Source organism: Amycolatopsis sp. WAC 01416, from assembly GCF_003947485.1.
Lineage (GTDB): Bacteria > Actinomycetota > Actinomycetes > Mycobacteriales > Pseudonocardiaceae > Amycolatopsis.
Genome location: NZ_QHHX01000007.1, coordinates 502,389 through 529,173 on the forward strand (window position 1 = coordinate 502,389; position 26,785 = coordinate 529,173).

At 67.8% G+C, this 26,785-nt stretch carries 24 protein-coding genes; 12 read left to right on the plus strand and 12 right to left on the minus strand.

All coding sequences use genetic code 11. From position 1 onward, the window contains the following. Positions 1 to 21: 21 nt before the first annotated feature. The 4 genes from DL990_RS26205 to DL990_RS26220 form a co-directional block, all read right to left on the minus strand. A complete protein-coding gene (locus DL990_RS26205) occupies positions 22 to 2,928 on the minus strand; it encodes an alpha-L-fucosidase (RefSeq protein WP_125800197.1) in 2,907 nt (968 codons plus the stop codon). A 157-nt stretch (positions 2,929 to 3,085) separates the two neighbouring features. After that, positions 3,086 to 3,772, minus strand: coding sequence for a hypothetical protein (locus tag DL990_RS26210; protein WP_125783142.1), 687 nt, complete (start codon positions 3,770 to 3,772; stop codon positions 3,086 to 3,088). Between the two features lie 36 nt (positions 3,773 to 3,808). Further along, a complete protein-coding gene (locus DL990_RS26215; RefSeq protein ID WP_125783140.1) occupies positions 3,809 to 4,534 on the minus strand; it encodes a HEAT repeat domain-containing protein in 726 nt (241 codons plus the stop codon). Positions 4,535 to 4,724: 190 nt separating this feature from the next. After that, the gene (locus tag DL990_RS26220) at positions 4,725 to 5,210 is read right to left on the minus strand and encodes a hypothetical protein (RefSeq protein ID WP_125800198.1); all 486 of its coding nucleotides are present in this window, start codon (positions 5,208 to 5,210) and stop codon (positions 4,725 to 4,727) included. A 260-nt stretch (positions 5,211 to 5,470) separates the two neighbouring features. Here DL990_RS26220 and DL990_RS26225 point away from each other — a divergent pair, with 260 nt between their 5' ends. Continuing rightward, positions 5,471 to 6,628 (plus strand): hypothetical protein, encoded by a 1,158-nt coding sequence (locus tag DL990_RS26225; protein WP_125783136.1) that lies wholly within the window; start codon positions 5,471 to 5,473, stop codon positions 6,626 to 6,628. A 3-nt stretch (positions 6,629 to 6,631) separates the two neighbouring features. On the opposite strand, the gene DL990_RS26230 is transcribed toward DL990_RS26225, so the two are convergent. Next, the gene (locus tag DL990_RS26230; RefSeq protein WP_125800199.1) at positions 6,632 to 7,309 is read right to left on the minus strand and encodes an MBL fold metallo-hydrolase; all 678 of its coding nucleotides are present in this window, start codon (positions 7,307 to 7,309) and stop codon (positions 6,632 to 6,634) included. 107 nt (positions 7,310 to 7,416) lie between these two features. Here DL990_RS26230 and DL990_RS26235 point away from each other — a divergent pair, with 107 nt between their 5' ends. Together DL990_RS26235 and uvrA are read left to right on the plus strand one after the other, a co-directional pair. Beyond that, a complete protein-coding gene (locus DL990_RS26235; protein WP_125800200.1) occupies positions 7,417 to 8,640 on the plus strand; it encodes an acyltransferase in 1,224 nt (407 codons plus the stop codon). A gap of 77 nt (positions 8,641 to 8,717) precedes the next feature. Further along, positions 8,718 to 11,573, plus strand: a complete 2,856-nt coding sequence (gene uvrA / locus DL990_RS26240) for an excinuclease ABC subunit UvrA (protein ID WP_125783130.1) — start codon at positions 8,718 to 8,720, stop codon at positions 11,571 to 11,573. A 72-nt stretch (positions 11,574 to 11,645) separates the two neighbouring features. Here the strand turns inward: uvrA and DL990_RS26245 are convergent, their stop codons facing one another. Further along, positions 11,646 to 12,287 (minus strand): fibronectin type III domain-containing protein, encoded by a 642-nt coding sequence (locus DL990_RS26245; RefSeq protein WP_125800201.1) that lies wholly within the window; start codon positions 12,285 to 12,287, stop codon positions 11,646 to 11,648. 261 nt (positions 12,288 to 12,548) lie between these two features. Between DL990_RS26245 and DL990_RS26250 the strand changes: the two genes are divergently transcribed. Genes DL990_RS26250 through DL990_RS26265 form a run of 4 tightly spaced genes read left to right on the plus strand, consistent with a single transcriptional unit; the run spans position 12,549 to position 14,991 of the window. Further along, positions 12,549 to 13,100 carry a sigma-70 family RNA polymerase sigma factor gene (locus tag DL990_RS26250; RefSeq protein ID WP_199746609.1) on the plus strand — a complete coding sequence of 184 codons (552 nt, stop codon included), beginning with the start codon at positions 12,549 to 12,551 and terminating at the stop codon, positions 13,098 to 13,100. Continuing rightward, entirely contained in the window at positions 13,097 to 13,807 is a 711-nt protein-coding gene (locus tag DL990_RS26255) for an anti-sigma factor (RefSeq protein ID WP_125800202.1), read from the plus strand. Before DL990_RS26250 ends, DL990_RS26255 begins: the two co-directional genes overlap by 4 nt. Continuing rightward, the gene (locus DL990_RS26260; protein WP_125800203.1) at positions 13,804 to 14,277 is read left to right on the plus strand and encodes an SRPBCC family protein; all 474 of its coding nucleotides are present in this window, start codon (positions 13,804 to 13,806) and stop codon (positions 14,275 to 14,277) included. The genes DL990_RS26255 and DL990_RS26260 overlap by 4 nt, the downstream gene beginning before the upstream one ends. Positions 14,278 to 14,286: 9 nt before the next feature. Continuing rightward, the gene (locus DL990_RS26265) at positions 14,287 to 14,991 is read left to right on the plus strand and encodes a carbon-nitrogen hydrolase family protein (RefSeq protein ID WP_233620573.1); all 705 of its coding nucleotides are present in this window, start codon (positions 14,287 to 14,289) and stop codon (positions 14,989 to 14,991) included. Here DL990_RS26265 and DL990_RS26270 read toward each other — a convergent pair. Continuing rightward, positions 14,970 to 16,379, minus strand: a complete 1,410-nt coding sequence (locus DL990_RS26270; RefSeq protein ID WP_125800204.1) for an MFS transporter — start codon at positions 16,377 to 16,379, stop codon at positions 14,970 to 14,972. The two genes, DL990_RS26265 and DL990_RS26270, sit on opposite strands and share 22 nt — an antisense overlap. Before the next feature lie 97 nt (positions 16,380 to 16,476). On the opposite strand from DL990_RS26270, the gene DL990_RS26275 reads away from it, so the two are divergent. Continuing rightward, positions 16,477 to 16,878 (plus strand): helix-turn-helix domain-containing protein, encoded by a 402-nt coding sequence (locus DL990_RS26275; RefSeq protein WP_007028064.1) that lies wholly within the window; start codon positions 16,477 to 16,479, stop codon positions 16,876 to 16,878. Here DL990_RS26275 and DL990_RS26280 read toward each other — a convergent pair. Beyond that, positions 16,868 to 17,449, minus strand: a complete 582-nt coding sequence (locus DL990_RS26280; RefSeq protein ID WP_125800205.1) for a DUF6000 family protein — start codon at positions 17,447 to 17,449, stop codon at positions 16,868 to 16,870. The two genes, DL990_RS26275 and DL990_RS26280, sit on opposite strands and share 11 nt — an antisense overlap. Before the next feature lie 79 nt (positions 17,450 to 17,528). Beyond that, positions 17,529 to 18,851, minus strand: a complete 1,323-nt coding sequence (locus DL990_RS26285; protein ID WP_125789895.1) for a cation:dicarboxylate symporter family transporter — start codon at positions 18,849 to 18,851, stop codon at positions 17,529 to 17,531. A 204-nt stretch (positions 18,852 to 19,055) separates the two neighbouring features. On the opposite strand from DL990_RS26285, the gene DL990_RS26290 reads away from it, so the two are divergent. The 3 genes from DL990_RS26290 to DL990_RS26300 all read left to right on the plus strand — a co-directional run bounded on the left by DL990_RS26290 (position 19,056) and on the right by DL990_RS26300 (position 22,078). Then, positions 19,056 to 20,690 (plus strand): sensor histidine kinase, encoded by a 1,635-nt coding sequence (locus DL990_RS26290; protein WP_125800270.1) that lies wholly within the window; start codon positions 19,056 to 19,058, stop codon positions 20,688 to 20,690. Beyond that, positions 20,687 to 21,355 carry a response regulator gene (locus DL990_RS26295; RefSeq protein ID WP_125789886.1) on the plus strand — a complete coding sequence of 223 codons (669 nt, stop codon included), beginning with the start codon at positions 20,687 to 20,689 and terminating at the stop codon, positions 21,353 to 21,355. The genes DL990_RS26290 and DL990_RS26295 overlap by 4 nt, the downstream gene beginning before the upstream one ends. A gap of 174 nt (positions 21,356 to 21,529) precedes the next feature. Next, complete coding sequence (locus DL990_RS26300) at positions 21,530 to 22,078, plus strand: snapalysin family zinc-dependent metalloprotease (protein ID WP_125789885.1); 549 nt, start codon at positions 21,530 to 21,532, stop codon at positions 22,076 to 22,078. 119 nt (positions 22,079 to 22,197) lie between these two features. Here DL990_RS26300 and DL990_RS26305 read toward each other — a convergent pair whose 3' ends face one another. Then, on the minus strand, positions 22,198 to 23,451 hold the full coding sequence (locus tag DL990_RS26305; RefSeq protein ID WP_125800206.1) for a choice-of-anchor Q domain-containing protein: 1,254 nt from the start codon (positions 23,449 to 23,451) through the stop codon (positions 22,198 to 22,200). A gap of 67 nt (positions 23,452 to 23,518) precedes the next feature. Between DL990_RS26305 and DL990_RS26310 the strand changes: the two genes are divergently transcribed. Then, a complete protein-coding gene (locus tag DL990_RS26310) occupies positions 23,519 to 24,628 on the plus strand; it encodes a DUF5005 domain-containing protein (RefSeq protein ID WP_125789883.1) in 1,110 nt (369 codons plus the stop codon). A gap of 98 nt (positions 24,629 to 24,726) precedes the next feature. Here DL990_RS26310 and DL990_RS26315 read toward each other — a convergent pair whose 3' ends face one another. Both DL990_RS26315 and DL990_RS26320 read right to left on the minus strand, forming a co-directional pair. After that, complete coding sequence (locus tag DL990_RS26315; protein ID WP_125800207.1) at positions 24,727 to 25,314, minus strand: hypothetical protein; 588 nt, start codon at positions 25,312 to 25,314, stop codon at positions 24,727 to 24,729. A gap of 57 nt (positions 25,315 to 25,371) precedes the next feature. Next, positions 25,372 to 26,784 carry a beta-N-acetylhexosaminidase gene (locus DL990_RS26320; RefSeq protein WP_125800208.1) on the minus strand — a complete coding sequence of 471 codons (1,413 nt, stop codon included), beginning with the start codon at positions 26,782 to 26,784 and terminating at the stop codon, positions 25,372 to 25,374. Position 26,785 lies beyond the last annotated feature (1 nt).

Here is a 26,785-nt window from a genome sequence, read left to right on the forward strand (position 1 = left end):
GGAGAGGGTCAAGCCGGTACCTCACCCCAGTGACAGCCGATCGAGATCCGGGGCGGACGCGTGGTCGTTGTGCAGCTTGATCGTGTTCGCCCCCGCTCGCAGTTCGACCGGCACTGCCGTCGTGAGCCGGGTGTTGTTGCCCGCGCCGTCGACCTTCACTTCGATCGGCGTGCCGCCGTTGACCGTGACGAAGTACGAGCGCGGCCCGTTGACGGTGAAGTCGATGTACAGGGTGTAGCGCCTGGTCTCGGGCACGGTGACGTCATCGAACCGCACGGACGAGTCCGGATCGCCGCCGATGTTGCGGACCTTCTGCCCGCCCGAGCACACCCCGCAGTTCGTGACGCCCGCGTCACCGACGTCGTTCGCCGAGTCTTCGGCCTCCCGCATGAAGACCCGGTCCGCGGGCCGTGGGCTCACCCGCACCGGCTTGCTCACCGTTTTCGCCCGCCCGAGCAGGTCGAACGACGCGGTGACCGGGATGTCGGCCGCGGTGACGCCTTCGGGAGAGACCAGCGTCCACGAGGCTTCGAGCTCGTCCCCGACCCGCATGGACGCCGCCGCGGCCGGAGCACCTTGAAGGGTCCAGCCCGCCGGGACGACCGGCGCCATGGTGACCTTCCCGATCGTGTCGTCGGCGTCCAGCCGCAATTTCGCGGTCACCCGCAGGGACTGCCGTCCCGGTGCAAGCCATTGGACACCACCGGGTTCGACCGTCAGGGTCGTCTTCGGCGTGTAGGACGGCGGAGGCAGGGGAGCGATCGCGATCCGGTCGAGGCCCGGACCCGAGGGGGCGTTGCTGAACACCTTGACGGTGTTGGCGCCGGCCTTCAGCGCGACGGGGATCTCCGCCGAGGTCACGACTCCCGGTGTGCCGGCATCGATCGCGGTCTCGACGGGAGCACCGCCGTTGACGCTCACCGCCGCCGAAGTGGCGGGACCGCCCGTGGTGTCGAGCTGGAGCCGGTAGTCGCCGGCTTCCGCGACCATCACGCCCGGATAGGTGACCGAGTCGCGCGCGCCGCCACCGAGTCCGGTGACCTGGAACGATCCGGAGCAGGACGAACACCGGCCGAGGCGGGCGCGGCCGTCGTGATCGTTGCGGAAAGACTCGGCCTCCAGCGGAACCTGCGCGCCCAAGACCGAATCCGGGTAGCCGTAGGCCACCTTGATCTCATCGATCGCCAATTGCCGGTAGAAGGGTTTCGCTTGTGGCCCGGACCAGGTGTTCAGCACCTCGAGTTTGATGAACCGGGTCTGCCGTTCGCCGAAGTCGATGAACTGCACACCGCGGGCGCTCGGCATCGCGCCGGTGCGGACCGGCTCGCCCCAGTTCCGCCCGTCGTCGCTGACGTAGACGCGATAGTCCTTGATCCGGGACGAATCCTCCGGCCTGCCGAACGATTCGCGAGCGTGCGTCGGCGACATCTCACGCTGATTCACCGCGAGGTAGGTCGCCGACCGCCGCCTGCCGAGGTCCAAGGTCAGCGAGACCGGCTGCTTGCCGTCGGCGTCCCAATAGTTCTCGAAGTTCCCGTCGACGAGATTCGACGCCGGATGTCCGGCGCGTGAAGACGAAGCGGTCGCCTTGATCGTGCCGGAGTCGTGGAAGTACCGCTGCCCGGCCGTTTCCACCTTGAACACGGTGTCGTAGGTGTCCCAGTCCTTGATGTCCACAATGGTCAGATAGCCGCCGGATTGGCTGAAGCGCAGAGGTTTTCCCGTGCGTACATCGGACACCCCGGTCACCTTGTAGCCGTTGTCGCGCAAGCGGAGAAGGTCGGTGCTCGGCCGGGTGATCACGTGGAGGTACTGCGTGCGGGCGCCGGGCTCGACGGTGATGACGCCGTGCGCGCCGTCGTTCCAGAACCCGGGCCGCATGCCGCCGTACATGTACCCGCCGCCCTCTTTACCCTGCAGGGACGACTTGATCGGCGGCACCCAGCTCGCCATGAAGTTGTTGTACGCCTCCTGCCGCGGCGGGAACTTCCCGTTCACCATCGGGGTTTCGGCCATCAAGGACTTCATCGACGAACCCGCGTTGGCGATGTAGCGCCCGGTGGACAGCCGGAAGTCGACGGCCTGATCGGTGCCGTCGTACCACCAGGCGCCGTTGGTCGGCAGTTTGTAGTCGGCTTCGGTGAGCCGAGGCATCGGGGTGAACGCCGCCTGCGGGTAGTCGTACGGCGGGGTGATGCCGGTCTTCTGCTCGTTGCTGACCGTGTCCATGATCGGGGTGTCCTCGTTGTTGTTGCTCAGCAACCAGGACGGCCGTTTCTCCCGGATCTGTTCGTAGAGCTTGTGCTTCTCCCAGTAGTCGTTGTCGTTGTCGATCCAGAACCCGGAGAGGTCCGAGTAACGGTCCATGACCTCGTGGAAGAGGTCGTAGCTGTATTCGCCGAAGCCGGGACGGGTGGTCAGGTCGACCTGCTTGCCCTTGTAGGCGGAGTACGCGGCGGAATCCAGCGACTCGACACCGGTTTCCTTGTGCCACTGCGGATCGTCGGTCATGTAGAGGATCGTCCGGACACCCTTGGCGTTGCCGGCTTCGACGAGCTCCCCGAGGAGGTCGCGCCGCGTGGCGCAGCTGCCGGGGATCGCCGACGGCCACGGCCGCGCGTAGCCCAGCCTGCTGTGGAAAGTGGCGAGCACGATGTAGGAGGCGCCGAGCTTGCGGGCCTCGTCCACCCAGTAGTCCGCGCTCCAGCCGCCGTCGGTGACGGCGCGTTCCCAAGCGGCGCAGTCGGTCTGGCGTGGCGCGGTGAACATGCCCCAGTGGAGGAAGAGTCCCGCGGTGGCCTCGCGCAGCCACTGCTGGCGGGGATGGTGCACCTCCGCGCTCGCGGCCGTCGTGGTGAGCAGGCCCGCCACCAGGGCGAGGACAACGGCGAGCCAGGCGGTGCGGTGCGCTCGAACTCTCATGACCATCCGCTCTCATCCAGGGCGTGGTAACCGAGAGATCCGATGATTGCGTCAGATATGTCGGTGGTCAAGCCCCGTTGAGCGGGACACGGTCCAAGTCGTCGGAGGTATGGCGTGACCAGGCCCTCTCGTCTGCAGTACGAGAGGGCCTGCCGGTCGTGCTTCAGATGTTGAAGCCGGGGTGGGTCGCGAAGGCGTTGTCGATCACGAGATTCCCGCGCTGGCGGGCCCGTTCACGCAGTGCCGACGTCGTGCGGGCGCCCTGGGCGTAGAACCACCACAGGTAGAGCGCGCCGTACATCCAAGCGCCCTCGTAGCCCCAGGTGGAGTCGGCACCGCTCTTGCCGGCACCGAACACCGAACCCGCCGGGAAGTTCGCGTTGTGCGGCTTCCCGCCCTGGTGCCGCGATTCGTGGATCAGCGTCTCGGCCCGGCCGGGAACGTCCTTGGAGTACCAGAAACCCAGGTACACCTCGATCCGGTCGTCGACGAACGCCCCGCTGAACGAGCGCGCGATGGCGCTGCCGTCGCCGCACAGCGAACGGAGGTCGTCGCAGTTGTCGCGGACGTAGCGGCGCGCCCAGTTCAGCATCGCCCCGGAATAGGCGTCGTTCGCGTAGTCCTGTGCCGAATAGGTCAGCAGGTAGCACGCGTTGAACGTCCGGGCCAGCGGCTTGTCGGTGTTGCACGCGTCTTCCCAGCCGAAGCCGTCGTCCCAGTAGTCCTTGTTGCCCGCGAAGCCGTAGGTGTTCCAGAAATAGTCGATGTAGGTCTGATTGCAGATCGAGGCACCGTAGAAATTGTCCCCGGTCACGTTCTTGTCTGGCACGGTGTAACTGCAAGTGGCCATCAGAGATCACCTGTCCGTAGAAGGAATTCGTTCGATTCAGGAGCGCGGGGGCTCCGGCGGTGGCACGTCGTCGGTCCGCGAGTCCTTCACGTACCGTCCGCCGACGGCCTGCGGGACACCGCGGACGTCGACCCGCCGGATGTTCAGCAACCGCTCGTCTTCGGTGCCGCTGAGCGCCTCGCGCACCCGGGCGGTGAGGTCGGTGTCACCGGTCTCGGCGATGGCCTGGACCGCCGCGCGCCGTACCGTGAACACCTCGTGCCGGACCTGCCGCAGCAGCAGCTCCTTGGCCGCGCCGTCCCCGGCGGATGCCAGCCGTGCCAACGCTTCCACGGCGGTGGTGCGGATGATCACCTCTTCGCCGACGGTGCTGATCCCGTGTGCCGGGTCGTCGGAACGCTCCGGCGGGATCGGCTGCCGCAGCACGTTTTCGAGGGCAGGCACGGCGGCCGTGTGCCGCAGGTCGGTGAGCAACTGGACCAGGCCCCAGCGCTCCAGGTACTGCTCCTCGGACAGGGCGTCGTACTGCGCGCCGAGCGCGGGGACGACGTCGTCCGCCCGCTCGCGAAGCCTGTCGAGGCTGCGCTGGTAATTGCGTTCGGCGTCCTCGCCGGACGCGGCCATGGTTTCGGCGGCCTGGGTGACCAGTTCGCCGATTTCGCTGTTCGAGAAGCTTCCCAGGCCCGAACTGCCCGGGCCCGCTTCGAGATTGTCGCCACCCGAACCCAAGGACGGGGTATCGGGATTGCGTGGGGTCGGCATGAGGTTCTCCTTCGCAGCGGCGTTGATGCTGACGGAAGGAAGGAACGCGATACCGGACGCCAGATACCTGATTTTCCGAAAAATCGCCCGTTGGGGCGGTCGGGGTTTTTCACCGCGGGAATCCGAAAAGGACTTTGATCACCGGAAAGCATGCGCCCGGCGAAAAGCATTCACGGATTCCCGCCCGTGATCAATGGCGGACGTCGATGACGACCCGGTTCGGCGACGTCAGGGTGAACACCGTGACCGGTGTCCTCGACCGGACGCCGAGACCGATCGACAAGGTGCCTTCGTAGTCGCCGGTGACCGCGACCGCCATGACATTGCGCAGGGCGCGGGTCCGGAACTTCTGCGGCCCGGGATAGGTCGGATTCCCGGCGTCGTCGTGCGCGGCCGCCGGAGTCGCGGTGACCGCGATGAAGTATTCCCCGGTCAGCCAGACGATTTCGCCCGATCCGTCGGCGATCAACTCGTCGACGAGGTCGTACCGGACGGCGGGAGCCGGACCCGCGGTCAGGTCGAGCACGATCCGGTCGAACCCGGGGTTCTGGCCGGTGCGGATGTTCGTCATCGTGGGGATCTGTTGCGCCGCGGCGGAAACGGGTGCGACCGCGGCGAGGGCGCCGGTCAACATCAGTGCGGTGGCGGCGATCGCGCGTCGTAGGGTGATGGTCATGGCGATGACCTCCTGACGGAGAGTTGATTCCTTGAAGACGTCCGGTCGTGGAGGAGGTTGTATTCTTCGCGTTATCGTTACTGATCGTCGAATCCATGTCGGTCGATTTCGAAGTCGTTCGGAAAGTGGTTTTTCACATGCCCCACGCCGGCGACTCTTTGTCAGAAACGTCTTGACCATTGTCGAACTCGTCCGAGTGGTGTACTAGTACACCGTAGGGCGGGGCTCTCCGGGTGTCGCCACTGCTCGTGGAGGGCGTCGTGACGATCCAGTCGGTTGGTGAGCGCGTTTCCTGTTCCGCCGCGGCTGTCGAAGCCGCGTTGCGCTGGCTCGCGGTCCGCAAGGACGGCGGTCCGCTGAGGTTCCTGCACCACGCGATCGAAGACCCTGGGGGTGAATCGGGCACCGTGCTCGGTTGCCTGATCCGGCCGACCGCGTCGATGACGAGGGCGACCCCGGAGACGCGAGCCCTCGCGGTCTGGGGATTGATCCTGGACGAGATCGGCCGGATCGGAGCGGCCATCCGGTGTGACACTTTGAGCGCCGCGTTCCGGCTCGGCGGGGTGGAGTGGCGGTCGACCCTCGACGATCGGTTCAGGCAGTTGAGGAACCTGCCGGGCGGGTTCGAAGTACCGCCGCCGACCACGACGACGCCGATGCACAGAACCTGGCGGCGTGTGGTGAGTGACAAGCTTTCCCCTGTCCTGTCGGGAAAGCTGGCGGCACTCGCGGGTGATGGCGAAGCCTGGCGGCCCTATGTGGAAATCGCAAGGGCCTCGTTCTCGGAGCCTCGGGCATCCGGCGGCCGGACGCCCTCGAACGGCGCACAGCCCGTTTTCGTGGAACGTCAGCTGATAGCCGTGGAAATGCGGCGCCGAACCGCGCATCGCCGGCTGACCGTGAGGAACATCGTCGCCTGCGAGAACGGCGTCGACGGTTACACGGCGCGGGCCCTGACCGGATGGGACGGCGATCTGACGTCCATTCCCGTCAAAGCGATCTTCGGTTGCCGTGTCGAGACTTGGCCGGGGGAGCCAGACGCTGTAGACCTGCGCTTTCCGAAACCGCTACGCGAGGGCGATCGTCACGAGTTCATTTCCCTCGCCTGCGATGACGACCTCGACGCCGAGCGGCAGTGGGTCAACGTCGAAGTCGACCATCACGGAATCGCGCCGCGCGTGGTCGACGGCGAAGGCAAGGTGACCGGAGGCCTGAGCATCAGTGTCATCTTCGACGACTGCGTCCCCGAGGCCTGCTGGTGGTATGCGGAACAGACCGACTGCGAGCGCGTGGTCCGGCCGCGCGCCGGTGATCGGCATCTGCTGGAGATCAGGCGAGGCGTCGTCGAGCACACCTTCGTGGAGCCCTGTCGTCCGCGAGGGGAGTACGGGATCGCGTTTCACTGGCCACGAGCTTGAAGCTCACCAGCCGCGTTCGCGCCACTCCGTGAGCTTCGGCCGCTCAGCGCCCACCGTCGTATCGTCCCCATGTCCGGGATAAACCCAGGTCTCGTCCGGCAGTTCACCGAAGATCCGCGACTCCACGTCGTCCAGCAGCGACGTGAAATCCGAAGGCGAACCCGTCTTTCCCACCCCGCCTGGGAACAGCGAGTCGCCGGTGAACAGATGCGGGTGCCCGGCCGGGTCGCGGTACAGCAGCGCGATGGAGCCGGGGGTGTGGCCACGCAGGTGGATCACCTCGAGGGTGACCTGCCCGACCTTGACCGTGTCGCCGTGCTCGACGAGGAAGTCCGGCGGGATCGGCAGCGGCCCGGCGTCCAGCGGGTGGGCGGCGGTGTTCGAGCCGTTCGCGCCGGCGACGGCGCCGAGGGCCTGCCAGTGGTCCTGGTGCTGGTGGGTGGTCACGACGGTCTTCAGCGCGGGCCGGTCGGGGCCGTGGCCGATGAGGTCGGAGATCCGTTCCGGGTCGTTCGCGGCGTCGATCAGCAGCGCCTCGTTCTCGGCGCGGCAGACGAGCAGATACGCGTTGTTGTCCATCGGACCGACCGACAGCTTCGTGATGGTGAGCGCGTCCAGGGTGCGGCGGGCGGCGTCGCCGCCGGGGTCGACATGCCCGGTGTAGGTCTCGACGATGTTCACACCGCACACGGTAGTCGTTCGCCTGCAATCGGTTCCACCCGCACAGGTGGCGCACAGGGTCAGGACGTAGGCTCGCGTCGCCCCGCCAGCCGAACCACAGGACGCTCGTGCCCGACGCCTCGCCACGCGCCCCGCGCAAGATCAGCTGGGACGTCCTGCGCGTTGTCGCAGTCTTCGCGGTCATGCTCGGGCACGTCACCCATCAGGGGGCACTTCTGCATCCGGAACTGGTGGGGTACCCCTTTCGGGTAACCGCTCAGTTCGGTGCGGCCATCCTTTTGGTGATTTCCGCGTTCTTCGTCTGCGCGAGCCTCCGCAAGGGGCGCCCGGGGCGGTGGCTGTGGAACCGGGTCGCACGGCTGGTGCCCGCGTACCTGGTGGCGGTGCTCGTCACCTACGTCGTCGCCCGGTACGCGACGATCCGGTTCAGCGGCCTGCCGTTCCCGCCGGGCCTCGCCGGATTCCTGTTCGGCGTTCCGCACGGTCCGCCGTCCGATCCGTCGCCCTGGTATGTCCCCACCGGCGCCGATCTGCTCGCCAACCTGGGCATGGTCCAGGAATGGGGCTGGCGGTACGAACTCTTCTACTACCTCGACGGCGCCTATTGGACGCTGCCGGTCCAGCTCGTCGCGTTCACTGCCGCGGCGCTGCTGTGGCCGCGCCGGTGGCGCACCCACCGGCTCACCGTCGGGCTGCTGTGGGCGCTGATCCTGGTCCCGTTGTTCCTCCGGTTCGTCGTTTTCGACCCGGTTTCCACGCCGAAGCTCGTCGAGACCTTCTATTACGGGCTCGGCCTGCATCGTGTGCATGTCTTCGCGATCGGGATCGCGATCTGGCTGTGGGCGAAACGACGGCTGGCGCACTGGCATCTCGCGCTGTTCGTGCTCGTCGCCTGCGCGGCGCAGGATCTGCAGGTCTTCCCGTTCCACCAGGCCCTGCCGAACGATCCCGAGCGCTGGCCGTCGGCCGTCGGGTTCGCGATCATGCTGCTGCTGGTGTGCCTGGCCGCGCGCGGGCCGGACTGGCGGTTCCCCGGTCTGTCCCGGATCGCCCCGGCTGTCACCTGGCTCGCGGGCATCTCGTATGGTCTTTATCTGGTGCACCAGGAACTCGGTTACATCCTGGCCCGTGCCCTGCTGAACGTCGGCGTCCCCGGCTGGCTGCGTCTCCCCATCGTGCTGGCCGCCGCCGTATTCGGGGGCTGGGCGATCACCGCGGGCGTGGAACGACCGGTTCACCGGTGGCTCACCGCTCGCCGTCATCGACGCGATAAGCCTGGAAAACCGCAGGTCAAAGACTCGGAACCAGTTTCTGTCGGTGGTGCCTCGTAGCATGGAGGCGGCCGCCCGTGCAGCTATCGACCGGGACGGCGACCGCAGCTGAGAATGAAACCTGAAGGGACCCTGGCGTGGCTGATCGCCTCGTTGTTCGCGGCGCCCGCGAGCACAACCTCCGCGGTGTGGATCTCGACCTGCCCCGCGACAGCCTGATCGTGTTCACCGGTCTGTCCGGGTCCGGGAAGTCGAGCCTCGCCTTCGACACCATCTTCGCCGAAGGGCAGCGCCGGTACGTCGAGTCGCTGTCGGCGTACGCGCGCCAGTTCCTCGGCCAGATGGACAAGCCGGACGTCGACTTCATCGAGGGCCTGTCGCCCGCGGTGTCGATCGACCAGAAGTCCACCTCGCGTAACCCGCGTTCGACCGTCGGCACCATCACCGAGGTCTACGACTACCTGCGTCTGCTCTACGCCCGCGCCGGCAAGGCGCATTGCCCGCAGTGCGGCGAGGCGATCAGCAAGCAGACCCCGCAGCAGATCGTCGACCAGGTGCTCGCGATGGAGGAGGGGACTCGCTTCCAGGTGCTCGCACCGGTCGTACGCGGGCGCAAGGGGGAGTACCTCGACCTCTTCGAGAACCTGCAGCAACAGGGCTACGCGCGGGTCGTGGTCGACGGGACGATCCACCCGCTCACCGACCCGCCGAAGCTGAAGAAGCAGGAAAAGCACCAGATCGCCGTCATCATCGACAGGCTCTCGGTGAAGACCAGCTCGCGGCAGCGGCTCACCGACTCGGTCGAGACGGCGCTGCGGCTGGCCGACGGCCTGATCGAGCTCGACTTCGTCGACCTGCCGGAGAACGATCCGCATCGGGTGCGCGGGTTCTCCGAGAACCTGGCCTGCCCCAACGGCCATCCGCTGGCGATCGAGGACCTCGAGCCGCGGTCGTTCTCCTTCAACGCGCCCTACGGCGCCTGCCCCGAGTGCAGCGGTATCGGCGTCCGCAAGGAGGTCGACCCGGAACTCGTGGTCCCGGACGACGAGATGTCCCTCGGTGAGGGCGCCATCGCGCCGTGGGCGGGCGGTCAGAGCGCGGACTACTTCATCCGCCTGCTCGAATCGCTTTCGGAGACCATCGGCTTCCGGATGGACACTCCGTGGCGCAAGCTGCCGGCGAAGGTGCAGAAGGCCGTTCTGCACGGCGTCGACGAGCAGGTCCACGTCCGCTACAAGAACCGCTACGGCCGCCAGCGTTCGTACTACGCGGCCTTCGAGGGTGTCATCCCGTTCCTCGAGCGGCGCCAGGAGCAGACAGAGTCCGAGTACATGCGTGAGCGGTACGAGGGCTACATGCGCGAGGTGCCATGCCCGGCCTGTCAGGGCACGCGGCTCAAGCCGGAGATCCTCGCCGTCACCCTGGAGCACAAGACGCAGGGCGACCGGTCGATCGCCGAGGTCTGCGCGCTCTCGATCGCGGAGGCGTCGCAGTTCCTCGACGAGCTGGAGCTCGGCAAACGCGAGACGGTGATCGCCGGCGCGGTGCTGAAGGAGATCCAGGCGCGGCTGCGCTTCCTCCTCGACGTCGGGCTCAACTACCTCTCGCTCGACCGCGCTTCCGGGACACTGTCCGGCGGCGAGGCGCAGCGCATCCGGCTTGCCACGCAGATCGGTTCCGGTCTGGTCGGCGTGCTGTACGTGCTGGACGAGCCGTCGATCGGGCTGCACCAGCGGGACAACCACCGGTTGATCGAGACGCTGGTGCGGCTGCGTGACCTCGGCAACACGCTGATCGTCGTCGAGCACGACGAGGACACCATCCGCTCCAGCGACTGGGTGGTCGACATCGGCCCCGGCGCCGGCGAGCACGGCGGCCACATCGTCCACAGTGGACCGTACAAGAAGCTCCTGCGGAACAAGGACTCGATCACCGGCGCGTACCTTTCGGGCCGCAGCAAGATCGAGGTCCCGGCGATCCGGCGCCCGATCGACAAGAAGCGTCAGCTGACCGTCGTCGGGGCGCGCGAGCACAACCTGCGCGGCCTCGACGTGTCGTTCCCGCTCGGCTGCCTCGTGTCGGTCACCGGTGTCTCGGGTTCCGGGAAGTCCACGCTGGTCAACGACATCCTCGCGACCGTGCTGGCGAACAAGCTCAACGGCGCGCGTCAGGTCCCGGGCCGTCACACCCGGGTGAACGGGCTGGCGGGCGTCGACAAGCTGGTCCGCGTCGACCAGTCGCCGATCGGCCGTACCCCGCGGTCCAACCCGGCGACGTACACCGGCGTCTGGGACCACGTGCGCAAGCTGTTCGCCGCGACCACCGAGGCGAAGGTGCGCGGTTACCAGCAGGGCCGGTTCTCCTTCAACGTCAAGGGCGGCCGGTGCGAGGCCTGCGCCGGCGACGGCACGATCAAGATCGAGATGAACTTCCTGCCGGACGTCTACGTCCCGTGCGAGGTCTGCAAGGGCGACCGGTACAACCGCGAAACCCTCGAGGTGCACTACAAGGGCAAGACCGTCGCGGACGTGCTGAACATGCCGATCGAGGAGGCGGCCGAGTTCTTCGAGCCGATCAAGGCGATCCACCGGCACCTCGCGACGCTCGTCGACGTCGGTCTCGGCTACGTCCGGCTCGGGCAGCCCGCGCCGACGCTGTCGGGCGGTGAAGCGCAGCGCGTCAAGCTCGCCAGCGAACTGCAGAAGCGGTCCACCGGCAAGACGGTGTACATCCTCGACGAGCCGACCACCGGTCTGCACTTCGAGGACATCAGCAAGCTGATCGGCGTGATCAACGGCCTGGTGGACAAGGGCAACACGGTGATCGTCATCGAGCACAACCTCGACGTCATCAAGACCTCGGACTGGATCATCGACATGGGTCCCGAGGGTGGTTCCGGCGGTGGCACCGTGATCGCGGAGGGCACGCCGGAGTACGTCGCTTCGGTCGAGGAGAGTTACACCGGGCAGTTCTTGAAGACCGTTCTCGCCTGAGTCACCTAGTGCAATGAAGGGGCCTTTCATAGCAAAATTTGCTATGAAAGGCCCCTTCATTGCGCGCGGGAACTAGGCAGGCGCCTTCCCCGTTGTCCGGTCCAGCACCGGCGAGGCGGGCCCGTAGTAGAACGCGCGCAGACGGTACGAAGCGCCCTCCTCGCCCGGCATCGAAGCGAGCCCGGCCGACGTCGTCCCCGGATCCGAGACCTCGACCGGCACGAACTCGGCCGCGCCGGATTTCTTGATCTCGACGAGGAAACCGTCCTCGTCGGTGGAGTGATCGGTCCAGCTGAACCGCACCATGCCTTCCGGCGCGGGCTCGGCCCGAAACGAGGCAGGGGCGGCTGAGCCGCCAGGGGTCCGCAGCGACACGGCCGGTCCGGACGCGGCGGGAGCAGGGGGCCCGGAGACGGTGACAGCGTCCGACACGGCGCCGTAGAACGGCCGGATCCGGTAGTAGAACCGCGTTTCCGGCATGAGGTCCGGATGCCGGTAGGTCGTCTGCCGCGGCGGCACGAACCGCAGGATCGTGTACTCGCCGCGCGGATCGGTCGTGTACTCGACGATCCGCCCCGCGACGTTCGGATCGTCGTCGGGCCAGCTCAGGTCGACGTTCACCGGATCGGTCAGCGTCGCGGTGAAACCGGGTTCCCCACCGCAGCCCGACACGAAAGCGACGGCCAGCAGAACGGTCGCGAGTTTCCTTGGCACGCCTCGAACCCTCCCGGGAATCAGGCGGCGGCGGAATCCGGAGGCGTCAGCATACGAGCGCGTCCGGTGATCGACAAGGCCCCGGGTGAACCGTTCCGCGACGCCGTCCGTGTGGGAGGCAAGAGGAGGCGGCCATGGAGAACCGAGGAGAGGCCGGTGCCGATGCACAGTTCGATCGCGGCGCGCGCCGAACGATCCACTCTGCCCATGCGGGTTGCAGTACTGTCCTCGCCGACCCAGAAGACCGTCGGGAGGACGCGAGTGGCGATCGGAGGCTGGCGGCCCAAAAAGGCCAAAGGCGAGGACTTGGTCCGGCACTTGTACGCCGAACACGGGCGAAGCCTGCTGGCGTACGCGACGAGGCTGACCGGGGACCGCGCGGCCGCGGAGGACGTCGTGCAGGAGACCCTGGTCCGGGCCTGGAAACACGCCGAAGACCTGCAGAACGACGCGAAGGGATCGGTGCGGGGCTGGTTGCTCACGGTCGCCCGGAACATCATCACCGACCGCGCGCGGGCCAGGGCGGCACGGCCGCCGGAAGTGGCGGAGCCGGAGGAAGGCGTGCCCACCCCGGCGGTGGAGCGGGACCACGCGCAGAGCGTCGTGGACTCCATGGCCGTACTCGGGGCGATGGACGGCCTCTCCACGGAACATCGTGAGGTACTGGTGGAGATCTACTACCGGGGCCGCACGGTGGCCGAAGCGGCGAGATCCCTGGGCGTGGCCCCGGGTACCGTTAAGTCGAGATCTTATTACGCGTTACGGGCGCTCAGAGCCGTGATGTCGGGACCAGGGAAGGAGGTGGCGCGATGAGTGCGGTCGGACATGACCAGGGCCAGCTCGCCGCCTACGTCCTCGGTGGGCTCACCCCGGCGGAAGCGGCCACTTTCGAGACGCATCTGGCGAACTGCCCCACGTGCCGTCGTGAGGTTCGCGAGCTGTCGGAGCTGCGGTATCACCTCGACGAAGTGCCGCCGGAGGCGTTCCTCGAAGGTTCTCCCGACGGCGGTGATCTGCTGCTGCAGCGCACGTTGCGTCAGGTCCGCGACGAAGAAGGCGCGCAGGAGCGGAAGCCCCGCCGCTTCCTCGCCGTGGCCGGTGCGGCCGTACTGGTCGTCGTGGCGCTGGGCGCCGGGGTGCTGGTCGGCAGGCAGAGCACGCCGGAGCCGTCGACGGTGGCCCTGCCGGTGCCCGCGGTGACCGCCCCGGTGCCGGGCACCCGCGATCTCGCGGCCACCAACCGGATCACCGGAGTGCAGCTGGCGGTCCGGGTGATTCCGGCTGCGGGCTGGGTACGGCTCCACGCCAAGGCGACAGGGGTCCGTGAAGGCGAGAAATGCGCGCTCGTCGTGGTGACCAGGAACGGCGAGCGGGTCAACGCCGGCAGCTGGCTCGTTTCGGAGAAGGGACAGCGAGAGGGCACCGGGGTCGACGGTTCGGCATTGGTCGCCCCCGACGACGTGGCCTCGGTCGAGGTCGTGACCATGGACGGCCGGAACCTGGTGTCGGCGGAGGTATGACGGGTTCGCTCACGGGTCGCGGAGGCGGTTGGTACCGCTTCCGCGACACGTGGCTGCTCCCCGCCTCACCCCAAGCGGTGTTCGACGCCGTCGTCGACCTGGCCGCTTATCCGCTGTGGTGGCGTGACGTCCGTTCGGTCAGCCAGGTCGACGAGGACACCGCCGAACTCGTCTGCCGGTCCAGGCTGCCGTACGCGTTGACCGTGCGGATGCACCGAGACCGGCAGGACGAACGGGAGGGCCGGATCCGGGTCCTGCTGAGCGGTGATCTGGAAGGGACGCTGGCCGGTGCTCTCGTCGCGGTGGAAAGCGGCACCAGGCTGGACATCACCCAGGAGGTCGAGGCGCGGAAACCGTTGCTGCGCAAGCTCGACCGTGTCGCGAGGCCGGTTTTCCGGATCAACCACGCGCTCATGATGCGGCGGGGGCAAAACGGATTGCGGGGGTATCTCGGAACGTCCACAGGTTAGGCTCGCGCCATGCGTGTCGCGACCGTGCAGCCGTTCACCGTCCCCGCGGACGTTTCCGCGAACATCGCCGAACACGCGAGGCTCCTCCGGATCGCGGAAGCCGATCTCTGCGTCTTCCCCGAACTTTCCTTGAGCGGCTTGGAGTTCGAGGCGCTCGCCGCCGACCCCGGCCTGTGGCTGTCCCAGGACGACCCCCGCCTCGATCCGCTTCGGGAGGCGTGCCGGGCCAGTGGTGTCCACGCCGTCATCGGGCTCCCGCTCGTGGAGGACGGACGGCGGTACATCGGTTCGCTCGTTCTCGGGCCGGACGGGGAAACCGTTGCCACCTATGCGAAACGCAATCTGCACAACAGCGAGGAAGAGCTGTTCGAGCCGGGTGGGCGCCGGGTGATCATCGAGGTCGGCGGTAGGCGCCTCGGCCTCGCGATCTGTCTCGACGCCGCGAACCCGGACCACGCCAGGGAGCTCGCCGAAGCCGGAGCCGAGGTCTACGTCCTCAGCGCACTCTTCAGTGAGGGCCAGGAACAGCGGCTGCTCGACCAGGTCGGCGTCGCGGCCGGGTATGGGATGTGGGTCGTGCTTTCCCAGTATTCCGGCAAGACCGGCGGGATGGCCGCGTTCGGTGGCAGCGGTGTCTGGAAACCCGGAGGCGCCGCCGAGGTGCGGCTCGGCGGCGAGGTCTCCGAATGGGCTTACGCGACGATCAGTTCCTGAGCCTTCCGAGCACGCAAAGCCACGGCCGCGACGAAGACGGCGAGAGCGAGCAGTCCGGCGCTCAACGCGTACGCGGTCCTGTAGCCACTTGTGAGCGCTTCGTCCACCGCGGTGCCTTCGGCCAGTAGCGATCCGGTGCGGGACGCGGCCGCGGTCGCGAGCACCGCCGTCCCGATCGCCGCGCCGATCTGCTGCGTGGTGTTGATCAGCCCCGAAGCGATCCCGGTGTCGGCGGCGGTGACGCCGGACATCGCCTGTCCCATCAGCGCCGGCATCGCCGCGCCGAACCCGGCGCCCATCAGGACGAGCGCGGGCAGGACGTCCGTCGTGTAGTTCCCGTCCGCCTCGACGGTGGCGAGGAAGCCGAGTGCCAGCGCGACCAGCGAAAGCCCGGTGACGAGCACCGTTCGTGCCCCGAAGCGGTGATTCAGTCGCTCGGCGAAGACCAGTGACATCACCGCGATCGAGAGCGGAGCGGGCAGGAAGGCGAACCCGGTGCTCAGTGCGTCTAGCCGGAGCACGCGCTGCAGGTAGAGCGCGGTGATGAACTGGAAGCCGAACAGACCGGCGACCATCAGGACCATCACCGTGTTCGCCCCGGACACCGCCCGGAGACGGAAAATCCGCAGCGGCAGCAACGGTTGACGCGCCATCGCTTGCCGGAGCACGAATCCGGCGAGCAGCAGCAGCGACGCCCCGAGTAGCCCGAGCGTGCGGGCGTCGGCCCAGGTGTACTCCTCGGCCTTGACGATCGTGTAGACCAGCAGCATCAGTCCGCCGGTCACCAGTCCGGCACCCGTGACGTCGGTGCCACCGCGCAGGCCTGGGCCTCGGTCGTCCGCGAGCAGCCGGACGGCCAGCACGACCGCGACCGCGCCGATCGGCAGGTTGACGAAGAACGTCCAGTGCCAGTCGAGCAGCTGGGTGAGCGTGCCGCCCGCGATGAGCCCGATCGACGAGCCCGCGGCCTGGGTGAAGCTGTAGACGCCGATGGCCTTCGCCCCTGCCCGCGGTTCCGGGTAGAGGGTGGTGATCATCCCGAGCACCACGGCCGACGCGAGCGCGCCGCCCGCGCCCTGCAGGAAGCGGAACACGATGAGCTGCGTTTGGTCCTGTGCGATTCCGCAGAGCAGCGAAGCGAAGGTGAACACGCCGAGTCCGGCCAGGAAGACCCGTTTCCGGCCGAGCAGGTCGCCCAGTCTGCCGGACAACAGGAGCAGCCCGGCGAACGCGATCAGGTAGGCGTTGACCACCCAGGCCAGGGTGGACGGTGTGAAGCCGAGGTCGTTCTGGATCGCGGGCAGCGCGACGGCGACGATCGAGCCGTCGAGAACGACCATCAGCGAGACGGCGCAAAGGACGGCGAGGGCGAGAGCGCGCTGTGGCATGAAGAATCCCTTGAAATCCCAGGTGATGCCTTGGTGCATCACTTGTAACAGCGCCCATCTTGTGTGACTCTCTTCCCTGCCGGAAGGAGGCACTTTCATGTCCCAGGGGAACACCGATGTGACCGCGCAGGCCAGGGTCGTCGACCCGGAAAAACTCGAGGTGTGCACCGTGCTCGAGGTGATCAACCGGATCAGCGGGAAGTGGGCGATCGGCATCCTGCTGGAGGCCACGCGCGGTCCGGTGCGGTTCACCGAACTGGAGCGGTCGGTGGAGGGGATCAGCAGGCGGATGCTCACGCTGACGTTGCGGAACCTCGAACGTGACGGGCTGCTCGTGCGCACCGTGTATCCGACGGTGCCGCCGAAGGTGGAGTACGAGGCCACGGCGATGGCGAAGGAGCTGTACGCGTCGCTGAGCGGCTTGCTGAGCTGGGCCGAGCGCCACCGCGACTCGATCGCCGCCTCCCGCGTCGTCTACGACGAGAAGGTCAGCGCCTGACGCCTGCCGAGTGCACGGCGCGCTGGACGTGGGAACAGAGCAGGTCGAAGTACATCTTCTGGAAGGGCAGGTCCGTGTTGTTCTTCGCGGACCAGCTTTCCCACAGGCCGCCCGGCCGCAGATAGCGTGACGTGTACGCGGTCGTGAGGTCGGCGTCGACGTGGTGCAGGGCCGCGAGCGCCCACTCCTGGTCGTAACGCAGGTCCGGCCGGGCGAGGTAATGGTCCAGATAGGACACCAGGATCTCGGCGTCGGCGATGGTGCCGAATCTCGCCAGCGCGAAGCAGTAGCCCTGTCCGGCGAACACCAAGCCGCTTTCCAGGAACAGGTCCCGGATGCGCCCGCGCCACGCGGTGCGGCGGCCGACTCCGATGAGCCACGCCGCGGTGATCCGTGGCCGCCAGTCCGCCGCGAGCAGCTCTTCGAGTTCGTCGTCGGTGATCGCCCGCGCGTCCTCGACGAGGTCACGCAGGAATATCTCGCGTTCGGGTCCGCTCATCATCCCGGCGAAGTTGCCGTGCAGCAGCTTCGAGTACCGCGCGAGCACGTAGCGGTCGATGGCGTCCGGCATGCGTTCAGTTTGCCGGAATGAGGAAACCGCGGTGCGAGGACGGGGGACCCTCGCACCGCGGTTTCGTTCTTGCCGTGCGCTACACGCGCGCCACGGCTTTCTCCCTGTCTCCGTCACTGTCCTCGTGGGGATCCGAGACGTGATCGTCGATCAGGGTGGCTTCGTCGAACGGGGCCTGTCCGCTGAAGACCTGGTTCGCCCGCTCGCGGTCGAACTCCTTGGTCCACGTTCCGACCAGGACGGTCGCCACGGCGTTGCCCGCGAAGTTGGTCAGCGCGCGGGCCTCGGACATGAACCGGTCGATGCCGAGGATGAAGCCGACGCCGTCGACCAGTTCCGGCCGGTGCGACTGGAGCCCGCCGGCGAGGGTGGCGATCCCGGCGCCACTGACGCCCGCGGCGCCCTTCGACGCGATGATCATGAACAGCAGCAAGGAGATCTGCTCGCCGAGCGACAGCGGCTGGTCCTGCGCGGTCGCGATGAACAGCGTCGCCATGGTCAGGTAGATGGCCGTGCCGTCGAGGTTGAACGAATAGCCCGTTGGCACGGTGATGCCGACGACCGGCTTGGAGACCCCGAGGTGCTCCATCTTCGCGATCAGGCGCGGCAGGGCCGATTCGGACGACGAGGTCGACAGGATCAGCAGGAATTCACGGCCGAGATAGCGGAGCAGGGTGAAGATGTTGATCCGCGCGCCGAGCCACAGCACCGAACCGAGCACACCGAACACGAACACCAGGCAGGTCAGGTAGAAGCCGATCATGATGACGGCGAGGCTGCGCAGCGCCCCCCAGCCGGTCTCTCCGACCACGGCGGCGATCGCGCCGAACGCGCCGACCGGGGCCGCCCACATGATCATTGCCAGGATCCGGAACACGAGCCGCTGGATGTGCTCGATGCCGCGGCGGATCGGCTCGCCCTTCGTGCCCAGTTTCTGCACGGCGAACCCGGCCAGCAGGGCGACCAGCAGCGTCTGCAGCACCTGGCCTTCGGTGAACGCGGAGCCGAAGCTGGTCGGGATGATGCCGAGCAGGAAGTCGACGGAGCCTTCGCCGCCCTCGGCCTGTGTGTGCGCTTTCGCGGCGGCGGCCGGGTCGAGATGCAGGCCCTCGCCAGGGTGCAGGAGGTTGCCGACGACGAGGCCGATCGCGAGCGCGAACGTCGACATCATCAGGAAGTAGCCGAGCGACAGCAACCCGACCTTGCCGACCTTCGCGGCCTTCGCCACCGATCCGATGCCGAGCACGATGGTGCAGAAGATGATGGGGGAGATCATCATCTTGATCAGATTGACGAAGCCGGTGCCGAGTGGCTTGAGTTCCTTGGCCAGACCCGGCGCGGCGAACCCGACGATGACGCCGAGGACGACCGCCGCGATCACGGCCAGGTACAGGTAGTGCATCTTGTCTCGGCGACGCGGCGCCGCTTCGGGCGTTGTAGGCACCTTTGCCTCCAGCTCAGGGGGTGTTCGTGGGATTGCCGGTCACTATCACCCGGGCAGGTGAGCTGGGTCACGGTTGTGTTCATTGAGTTCGCGCGAGTGGTTTCCGGGGAATTCCGGCCGGGCGCGCTGGGCGGCACCGGTGGCGTGTGCTGGTATGGGCGGGTGCCCTCGACGACGCGGAACCGGACCAGACGCGGCAGTCTCGCCCGCCAGCTGCTGATTCTCCAGCTCGTCGTGCTCTTCGTCCTCGTCGCGGCGGGGGTGACCTTCGCCTATCTCGATTCCGTCCGCGCCACCGAACACCGGGCGGAAGACAAGGTGATCGCGGTCGCCGAAGCGGTCGCGGACGCGCCAGGGGTACTGGCTGCCTTGTCCACATCGGATCCCAGTTCTACGTTGCAGCCGTTCGCGCAGAGTGTCCGCGCGGACACGGACGTGGATTTCGTGACCATCATGGACAAGAACGGAATCCGCTACACGCACCCGAATCCGGAGCTGATCGGCAAGCCGTTCATCGGGAACATCGGCGAGGCGCAACGCGGCGCGCGGGTCCTGGAGACCTACGCCGGTTCGCTCGGCCCGTCCGAACGCGTCGTGGTGCCGGTGCACGGTGCCGCCGGACAGGTCGTCGCGCTGGTGTCGGTCGGCATCACCGTCGAAGCGATCGACGCCGAACTGCGGGAACGGCTGTGGCCGCTGATCGGGGTCGCGGTGGCGGTGCTGGTGGTCGGCGGGATCGGCAGTTATCTGGTCAGCGCCCGGCTCCGGCGGCAGACCAGGGGGATCGCGCCCGAGGAACTGAGCAACCTGTTCGAGTACCACGAAGCCGTCCTGCATTCCGTGCGCGAGGGCCTGCTGCTCGTCGGCGGCGACGGGCGAGTGGTGCTGTGCAACGACGGCGCCCGCGCGCTGCTGGGGGTCGACGACGACCCGGTCGGCCGGGAACTGTCCTCATTGGACGTTCCGGAAGACCTTGTCGAAGCGTTCACCTCGGGGGAGGAGCGCACCGACGAACTCCACCTCACCGAGGCCAGGGTGCTCGTCGTCAGCACGGCGCCGGTGCGCGCACGGGGGAAGGCGATGGGCACCGTCGTGATCCTGCGCGATCACACGGAACTCCAGGCGCTGACCGGGGAACTGACCACGGTGCGTGGGCTGGCCGAGGCGCTGCGGTCGCAGGCGCACGAGGCGGCGAACCGGCTCCACACCGTCGTTTCGCTGGTCGAGATCGGCCGCCCCGAACAGGCCGTCGAGTTCGCTACCGAGGAACTCGCGCTGGCGCAGGAACTCACCGACCGCGTGGTCGGCGCGGTCGCCGAACCGGTGCTCGCGGCGTTGCTGCTCGGCAAGGCGGCGGAGGCGAGCGAGCGAGGCGTCGAATTCACGATCACGCCCGACACGGTCATGGAGGACTCGGACACCGGCGTCCCGCCGCGAGATCTGGTGACCATCCTCGGGAACCTGATCGACAACGGGATCGACGCCGCGGCGGGGAACGCCGGCGACGGCGGACGGCCCGGGGTCGAGGTCACCGTGCGATCCGACCCCGGCGAACTGCTGCTGCGGGTCGCCGACACCGGCCCGGGTGTGGACGACGTCGAGGACGTCTTCCGGCGCGGCTGGTCGACCAAACCGGAGGACGGGCACGGACTCGGCTTGGCACTGGTGGGTCAGGCGGTGCGTCGGCACAGTGGGACGATCGACGTCGGCCGCGAAGAGGGCGCGGTGTTCACTGTGCGCTTGCCACTGAAGACTCCGCAGACTCCGCAGATACCGCCGAAGGAGCCGACGCGATGATCAAGGTGCTGGTCGTCGAGGACGAACCGGTGGCCGCCGACGCGCATCGGGTGTACGTCGAGCGAATGCCCGGTTTCACCGTGTCCGGTGTCGTCCATTCCGGCGGCGACGCGTTGCGGTTCTGCGAACGCGAACCGGTCGACCTGGTGCTGCTGGACTTCTACCTGCCGGATACGCACGGGCTCGCGGTCTGCCGGTCGTTGCGCGCGGCCGGCCTTCCGATCGACGTCATCGCGGTGACCTCGGCGCGGGACTTGGCGCTGGTCAAGGCCGCCGTGTCGGTCGGCGTGGTGCAGTACCTGCTGAAGCCGTTCACGTTCGCCTCGCTGCGGGAAAAACTGGAGCGCTACGCCGAGTTCCACGGCGCTTCGGGCGAGGTCACCGGCCAGGCCGAGATCGACCGTGCGCTCGGCACCCTGCGCACGACCGAGCGGCAGGTGCTGCCGAAGGGGATGAGCTCGCAGACCCTGGAAGCGATCACCGAGGTCCTCGCCTCTGCCGCGGACGGCCTCTCCGCCGGGGCGGCCGCGACCGCGATCGGTGCCTCCCGCGTCACCGCGCGCCGCTACCTCGAGTACCTCGCCGACAACGGCCTCGCCCAGCGCGAGCCCCGCTACGGCCAGGTCGGCCGCCCCGAGGTCTGGTACAAACCGAAAACCGTATAACGACCTATACGTCAGCCCATGGTGGGATATCGTCGTATGCGAACACGTGCATGTCAATAGGGCGAAAGTGTTGGTAAATCACCAGCTGGCGGAAGCGACGAAAGTCGGTGCCGAGCTTCGGCGGGGACTCCTAAATTCACGAACCATTCCGTTGTCCTCACAAGGAGTGGGTCCATGGCAAGGAAGTTCTTCGTCTCCGCGTCCGTGAGCTTGGCGCTGCTGGCCGTTCCGGTCACCGCGGGCCAGGCCACGGCAGCGGTCCAGCCTGCTCAGCAGACCGTGGCGGCCACCACGGTCTACTACGACGCTTCGGGGGCGCCCAGCTTCCGCGCCGCCATCCAGGCGGGCGTGGCGAATTGGAACAACTCGGTGTCCAACGTGAAGCTGCAGGAGAGTTCGTCGGGCGCCACCCTGCGCTACACCGAAGGCAACGACCCCTCGGGTTCGTACGCCGAGACCGACGGCCACGGCCGCGGCACCATCTTCATCGACTACACGCAGGCGCAGCAGTACAACCAGACGCGGATCGCCGCGCACGAGACCGGCCACGCGCTGGGCCTGCCGGACAACTACCAGGGCCCGTGCTCCGAACTGATGTCCGGCGGCGGCCCCGGCCCGTCCTGCACCAACGCGACGCCGAACGCCCAGGAGATCTCGCGGGTGAACTCGCTGTGGGCCAACGGGCTCGTCGCGGCGGGCGCCATGCAGCGCATCTACAACTGACGCTCGGGATTCCGTGAAGGCCTCCTTCCCTGCTCCATCCATGCCCCGCCGCCGCCCTCAACGGACGCGCTGCGCGCACAGCCTGGATTCGAGGTAGGGAAGGAGGCCTTCACGGCGTTCTAGCCCTGAAACTCGTAGGCGCCCGCGTCGACCCGCGCACCGGCGAAGACCGGGTTGCCGTCGACGTCGCGGTCGTCGTACTTCGTCGTGCCGAGGTCGATCGCCGGGCTTCCCGCCTGAAGGATCAGGTTCGTGGCCGAGGTGAACTTCGGATCCGCGACCTTGTCCGTCGCGCCGGCGGTGAACTGCCGGAGCCCGCCGAAGTACACGTTGTGGTCGGTCGCGGTGAAGGTCGCGTCCGCGTAGCCGACCTTGTACGCCGCCTGGACGACGTTCTGCGTCATCGTCAGCATCTGGTTCGTGCAGCCGCCGTAGCAGACGAAACCTTCCGCCTCGGCGTTCGGGAGCCGGAGCGAGTTGTTGCGGAACACCGTGCCGAGCACCGGCCCGTTGCCGTCCTCGGCGCCGCGCGTGATGATCCCGCCGCGCGTCTTGGCGCCGAAGACCGCGTTGTACTCGAAGACGTTGCCGGTCGAGACACCGTCGGGGTCCTTCGCGTCCGTGCCGAGTTCGGTGAAGGTCTCGTTGTCCTCGGAGATGTTGTGGTGGATGACGTTGCGGGAGCCGTAGAAGATCTCGACCGCGGCGCCGTCGAGGCCGCCGAAGTCGTCGGCTTTCGCGATCGAGCCGCTGATCCGGTTCCAGCCGATGTCGGAGTCGTTGCCCTGGACCAGGATGGCGAACGCGCCGGAGTCGTCGTTGCCGCCAGGGGTCACGACGGTCATGTGGTTGTTGTCGACCAGGTCGTTCTGCGTGACCTCGGTGCCCTCCGCGGACGGCGCGATGTACACGCCCGCGCCGGCGCCGGTGATCAGGTTCGACAGCACCTTGTCGCGGTCGCCGGACACCTTCACCCCGGCCCACGAACAGCGTCCCGCGTCGGCCGCGACGCCGACCTGGAGGTCCTTCACCACGATGTCGTTGCCGGCGAGGTCGACACATGCTTCGGTGTTGCCCTTGACGATCGGCCGCGCGCCGGTGCCGTACGCGCCGATCGTGACGCCCGAGCTTTTGACGGTGAGGCCGCCGGACCAGGCGCCGCCGCGACGCAACAGGACGGTGTCGCCCGCGGCGAAAGTGGTGGCGGAGACCTTCGCCAGGGACTTCCACGGGGTCTGTTGCGAAGTGCCGCTCGCGGTGTCGCTGCCGGAGACCTGGTCGACGTAGTAGGTCTTCGGGGCGGCTTCGGCCGTCGTGAATCCGGTGCATGCGAGAGCGGCGAGCATGCTCACGGAAAGCAGTTTCCAGGACATGCCGCGGACCGTAACCATCCGCCGCACAAGGCTCGTACAAAGTCCACGGTGGCTTTAGCATGATCCGATGCGTCGGGCGTCGCGGATTCTTGTAGCGGCCGCGCTGCTGTTCAGCGCCGTGGTGGCGAGCAGCGGGATCATGCCGGCGCCGCGGCCCGTGGTTCCCCTCGCGGGGCTGAACGAGCTCTGGAACGGCTACGGCGATCAGGGCGGGCACTGGACCGGCGGGGATCGCACGGTGTCGGTGCCGCTGCCGGACGGCCGCACCGCGTGGCTGTTCTCGGACACGTTCCTCGGCACGGTGAACCCGGATCACAGCCGCCCGCCGGACAGTCCGATCGCCCGCAACACCCTGGTCGTCCAGCAGCCGGACGGCACGCTGGGGGAGACGCTGCACGGCGGCACCGCCGACGACCCGGAGGCCTTGATCGGGCTCGCGGGCTCGGACGAGCATTACTGGGTCGGCGACGGAGTCGTCCAAGGCGACGTCCTGCGGGTGCTCTACAACCGGTACCGGACGACGGGGTCCGGCGGCCTCGACTTCCGGAGCACCGGGACTTCGCTGGCCACCTTCCGGTTGCCCGGGCTGACACCGTCCGAGCTGCTGGCGATCCCGGTGGGCGACAAGGTCGCGTGGGGATCGGAGCTGCTCGAAGACGGCGGGTACACCTACATCTACGGTGCCGAACAGGGACACCTCCGGCTCGCCCGGGTGCCCGTCGGGAGCCTTCGCGGACCTTGGCAGTTCTGGACCGGCGTCGGTTGGTCATCACACGAGGAGGACTCCGCCCGGATGCTCGCCGGGGTCGGGACGGCGTTCTCGGTGACCCGCGTCGGCGGCGAATACGTGCTGATCACCATGGACACCAGCCCCGGCTTCAGCCCGGTGATGCTCGCCTATACCGCGAGTTCGCCGACCGGCCCGTTCCGGGATCCTGTCGTTCTCCACCGGGCGTCCGAAGCGAGTGACCGGCGCATCGTCTACGACGCGACAGCGCATCCGCAGCTGAGCCGTCCAGGGAAGCTCGTGGTGTCGTACAACGTGAACAGCCTTGACCACGCCGACAACATCGCGGACGCGCGGATCTACCGGCCGCGATTCGTGGAGGTCGCCTGGCCGCCGGTAGTGAGTCTTTTGGGTCGTTCTGACCGTCCTTACCACTCACGACCGGCTTGACCGCCTCGGTATCGGCGTCCTCGCCCGTCCGAGTACATGAAGGCCCCTTCCTTGCCTAGGTACAGGAAGGGGTCCTTCATGTACTGGGGAAGGGTGGTTCACGGACCGGGCCCGGCACGACCACCCGGCGCTTCGATGCTCAAGGGAACCGACGTGTCACCGGTGAGCTGGTTCAGCCGGGTCATGGTCCGGTCCAGCTGCTCCGCCAGCCGCGGGATCGTGCTCGACGGGAGATATGCCTCGGCGCCGGCGTCGAGGAGACGGCGCACCGGGCCGTCGTACTTGACCCCGAGTTCGGCGTCCTCGATCTCCGTGATCACGATCCGGGCCTTCGGATACAGCGCGCGGAAGTTGCCGATCAACTGCGGGCTGCTCGGCGGGACCAGCAGGACGTCGACGCTCGGGGGAGCCGAGCGCAGGTCCAGCACGAGGTAGCCGGGGCCGAGGCGCTCGGACAACGAGTCCCGCGCCGACGCGGACAGCTTCATGGCGGTGGCCACGACTGTGATCTCGTCGGAGTCCGGCGAAGGGAACGGTTCTTCGCGGACAGCGGCGGAAATCGTCCCGATCGTCTCGCCGTTCCGCGTGATGAGCACGTCCTCACCGGGGCGGAGGGTGTCGATGAGCGCTACGAGTTCTTCAGGAAGCTGGGAGGCGTCGACCCACCGCGCGGACTGATCACTCATCACCCCATGATGGCCCGCGTCCCTGCACCTGTTGCAAGGAAGGGGTCCTTCATGTACTCACCTCTGCCGCGGCCGCCCCGGAACTCCAGGCCGTGTCTGCCAGGGGAGCGGCCCGTCCAGCGGCCGGTACTCGACACCCATCGCGTCCAGCCTTGGCAGGTGGTGGTCCCGCAAACGCGGCAGGAACTCCGCGTAGTCCCGGCCTTCTGGGCTGCTCCACGCCACCTCGGCGAAAGCACAAAGCCGCGGGAAAGCGACGTAGTCCACCCGCCGCACGGTGTCGAGATGCTCCGACCACACCTGCGCCTGCGCGCCGAGAATCGTCTTCCCCTCGGGGAAGTCCGCGGGCACCGGCTCGTAGCCGTAGAAGCTCTCCAGTGTGCTCAGGTAGCCGACGGGGATCGGTTCGTCGGGGTGGTCGGACTGCCGGTGGTCCAGATACACATGGTCCTCGGGGCACATGACGACGTCGTGCCCCGCGGCCGCCGCGCGGGCCCCGGCCGCCTCGCTCTGCCACGAGCCGATGACCATCGGCGGCAGGTCTCCCGCTTCGAGGACCTCGTCCCAGCCGAGCGGACGGCGTCCTCGTTCGACCAGGTGACGCGCGATCTCGCGGACGAACCGGCCGTGCTCCTCGGTCGCGCCGGGCACCTCGTCGCCGCCGAGCGCGATGACCTCGGACGGGAAGATGTCCAGTACATGGTCGAAGATGCTCTTGAAGAAGTCCACTGTGGACTTCTTCGTGTTCAGCAGAGACGTGCTGATGCCCCAGCTCGTCCAGACCTCCCACGGTTCGGCGGTCTCCGGCCCGAGTTCGGGATAGGCGGCGATCGCGGCCCGTGCGTGCCCGGGGATGTCGACCTCCGGGACCACCGTCACCGAACGCGCGGCGGCGTACGCGACGATCTCGCGGAGGTCGTCGGTCGTGTAGAACCCGCCGTGCGGCCGCCCGTCCCGTTCCGGCCCGTCGTGCCGTCCGACCATGGACGACTTCCGCCAGCCGCCGACCTCGGTCAGCTCGGGGAACTCGGGGACCTCGATCCGCCAGCCCTGGTCGTCGGTCAGGTGGAGGTTGAGCACGTTGAGCTTGTGCGCCGCGATCAGGTCGACGAACCGCAGCACCTCGGCCTTGGTCCGGAAATGCCTCGCCACGTCGAGTAGACAGCCGCGCCACGCGAACCGAGGGTGGTCGGTCACCACCCCGCACGGGATCGCCCGCTGTCCACTGTGGATCGACACGGTCCGGAACGCGTCCGGTCCGATGAGCTGCCGGAGCGTCTGACGGCCGTAGAACTCGCCTGCCGCGTCGGCGGCGTGCAGGGTGACACCGGACGGGTCGATCTCCAGCCGGTAGCCCTCGGCAGGCAGCGTGGTGTCGGTACGGACGTCCACTTCGGACGGTACTGGGCACTGTCCCGGCAAGGGTTCCACCGAGACGGGACGGGGGAGCAAGGTTTCGAAGCCAGGCATG

Bases quoted from the DNA above. Each gene is read 5' to 3' on its own strand.
- DL990_RS26305 (WP_125800206.1), bottom strand. From the start codon at position 23,451: ATGTCCTGGAAACTGCTTTCCGTGAGCATGCTCGCCGCTCTCGCATGC.
- DL990_RS26320 (WP_125800208.1), bottom strand. From the start codon at position 26,784: ATGCCTGGCTTCGAAACCTTGCTCCCCCGTCCCGTCTCGGTGGAACCC.
- DL990_RS26205 (WP_125800197.1), bottom strand. From the start codon at position 2,928: ATGGTCATGAGAGTTCGAGCGCACCGCACCGCCTGGCTCGCCGTTGTC.
- DL990_RS26300 (WP_125789885.1), top strand. From the start codon at position 21,530: ATGGCAAGGAAGTTCTTCGTCTCCGCGTCCGTGAGCTTGGCGCTGCTG.
- DL990_RS26270 (WP_125800204.1), bottom strand. From the start codon at position 16,379: ATGCCACAGCGCGCTCTCGCCCTCGCCGTCCTTTGCGCCGTCTCGCTG.
- DL990_RS26220 (WP_125800198.1), bottom strand. From the start codon at position 5,210: ATGACCATCACCCTACGACGCGCGATCGCCGCCACCGCACTGATGTTG.
- DL990_RS26315 (WP_125800207.1), bottom strand. From the start codon at position 25,314: ATGAGTGATCAGTCCGCGCGGTGGGTCGACGCCTCCCAGCTTCCTGAA.
- DL990_RS26295 (WP_125789886.1), top strand. From the start codon at position 20,687: ATGATCAAGGTGCTGGTCGTCGAGGACGAACCGGTGGCCGCCGACGCG.
- DL990_RS26265 (WP_233620573.1), top strand. From the start codon at position 14,287: ATGCGTGTCGCGACCGTGCAGCCGTTCACCGTCCCCGCGGACGTTTCC.
- DL990_RS26280 (WP_125800205.1), bottom strand. From the start codon at position 17,449: ATGCCGGACGCCATCGACCGCTACGTGCTCGCGCGGTACTCGAAGCTG.
- DL990_RS26310 (WP_125789883.1), top strand. From the start codon at position 23,519: ATGCGTCGGGCGTCGCGGATTCTTGTAGCGGCCGCGCTGCTGTTCAGC.
- DL990_RS26215 (WP_125783140.1), bottom strand. From the start codon at position 4,534: ATGCCGACCCCACGCAATCCCGATACCCCGTCCTTGGGTTCGGGTGGC.
- DL990_RS26285 (WP_125789895.1), bottom strand. From the start codon at position 18,851: ATGCACTACCTGTACCTGGCCGTGATCGCGGCGGTCGTCCTCGGCGTC.
- DL990_RS26210 (WP_125783142.1), bottom strand. From the start codon at position 3,772: ATGGCCACTTGCAGTTACACCGTGCCAGACAAGAACGTGACCGGGGAC.
- DL990_RS26260 (WP_125800203.1), top strand. From the start codon at position 13,804: ATGACGGGTTCGCTCACGGGTCGCGGAGGCGGTTGGTACCGCTTCCGC.
- DL990_RS26255 (WP_125800202.1), top strand. From the start codon at position 13,097: ATGAGTGCGGTCGGACATGACCAGGGCCAGCTCGCCGCCTACGTCCTC.
- DL990_RS26275 (WP_007028064.1), top strand. From the start codon at position 16,477: ATGTCCCAGGGGAACACCGATGTGACCGCGCAGGCCAGGGTCGTCGAC.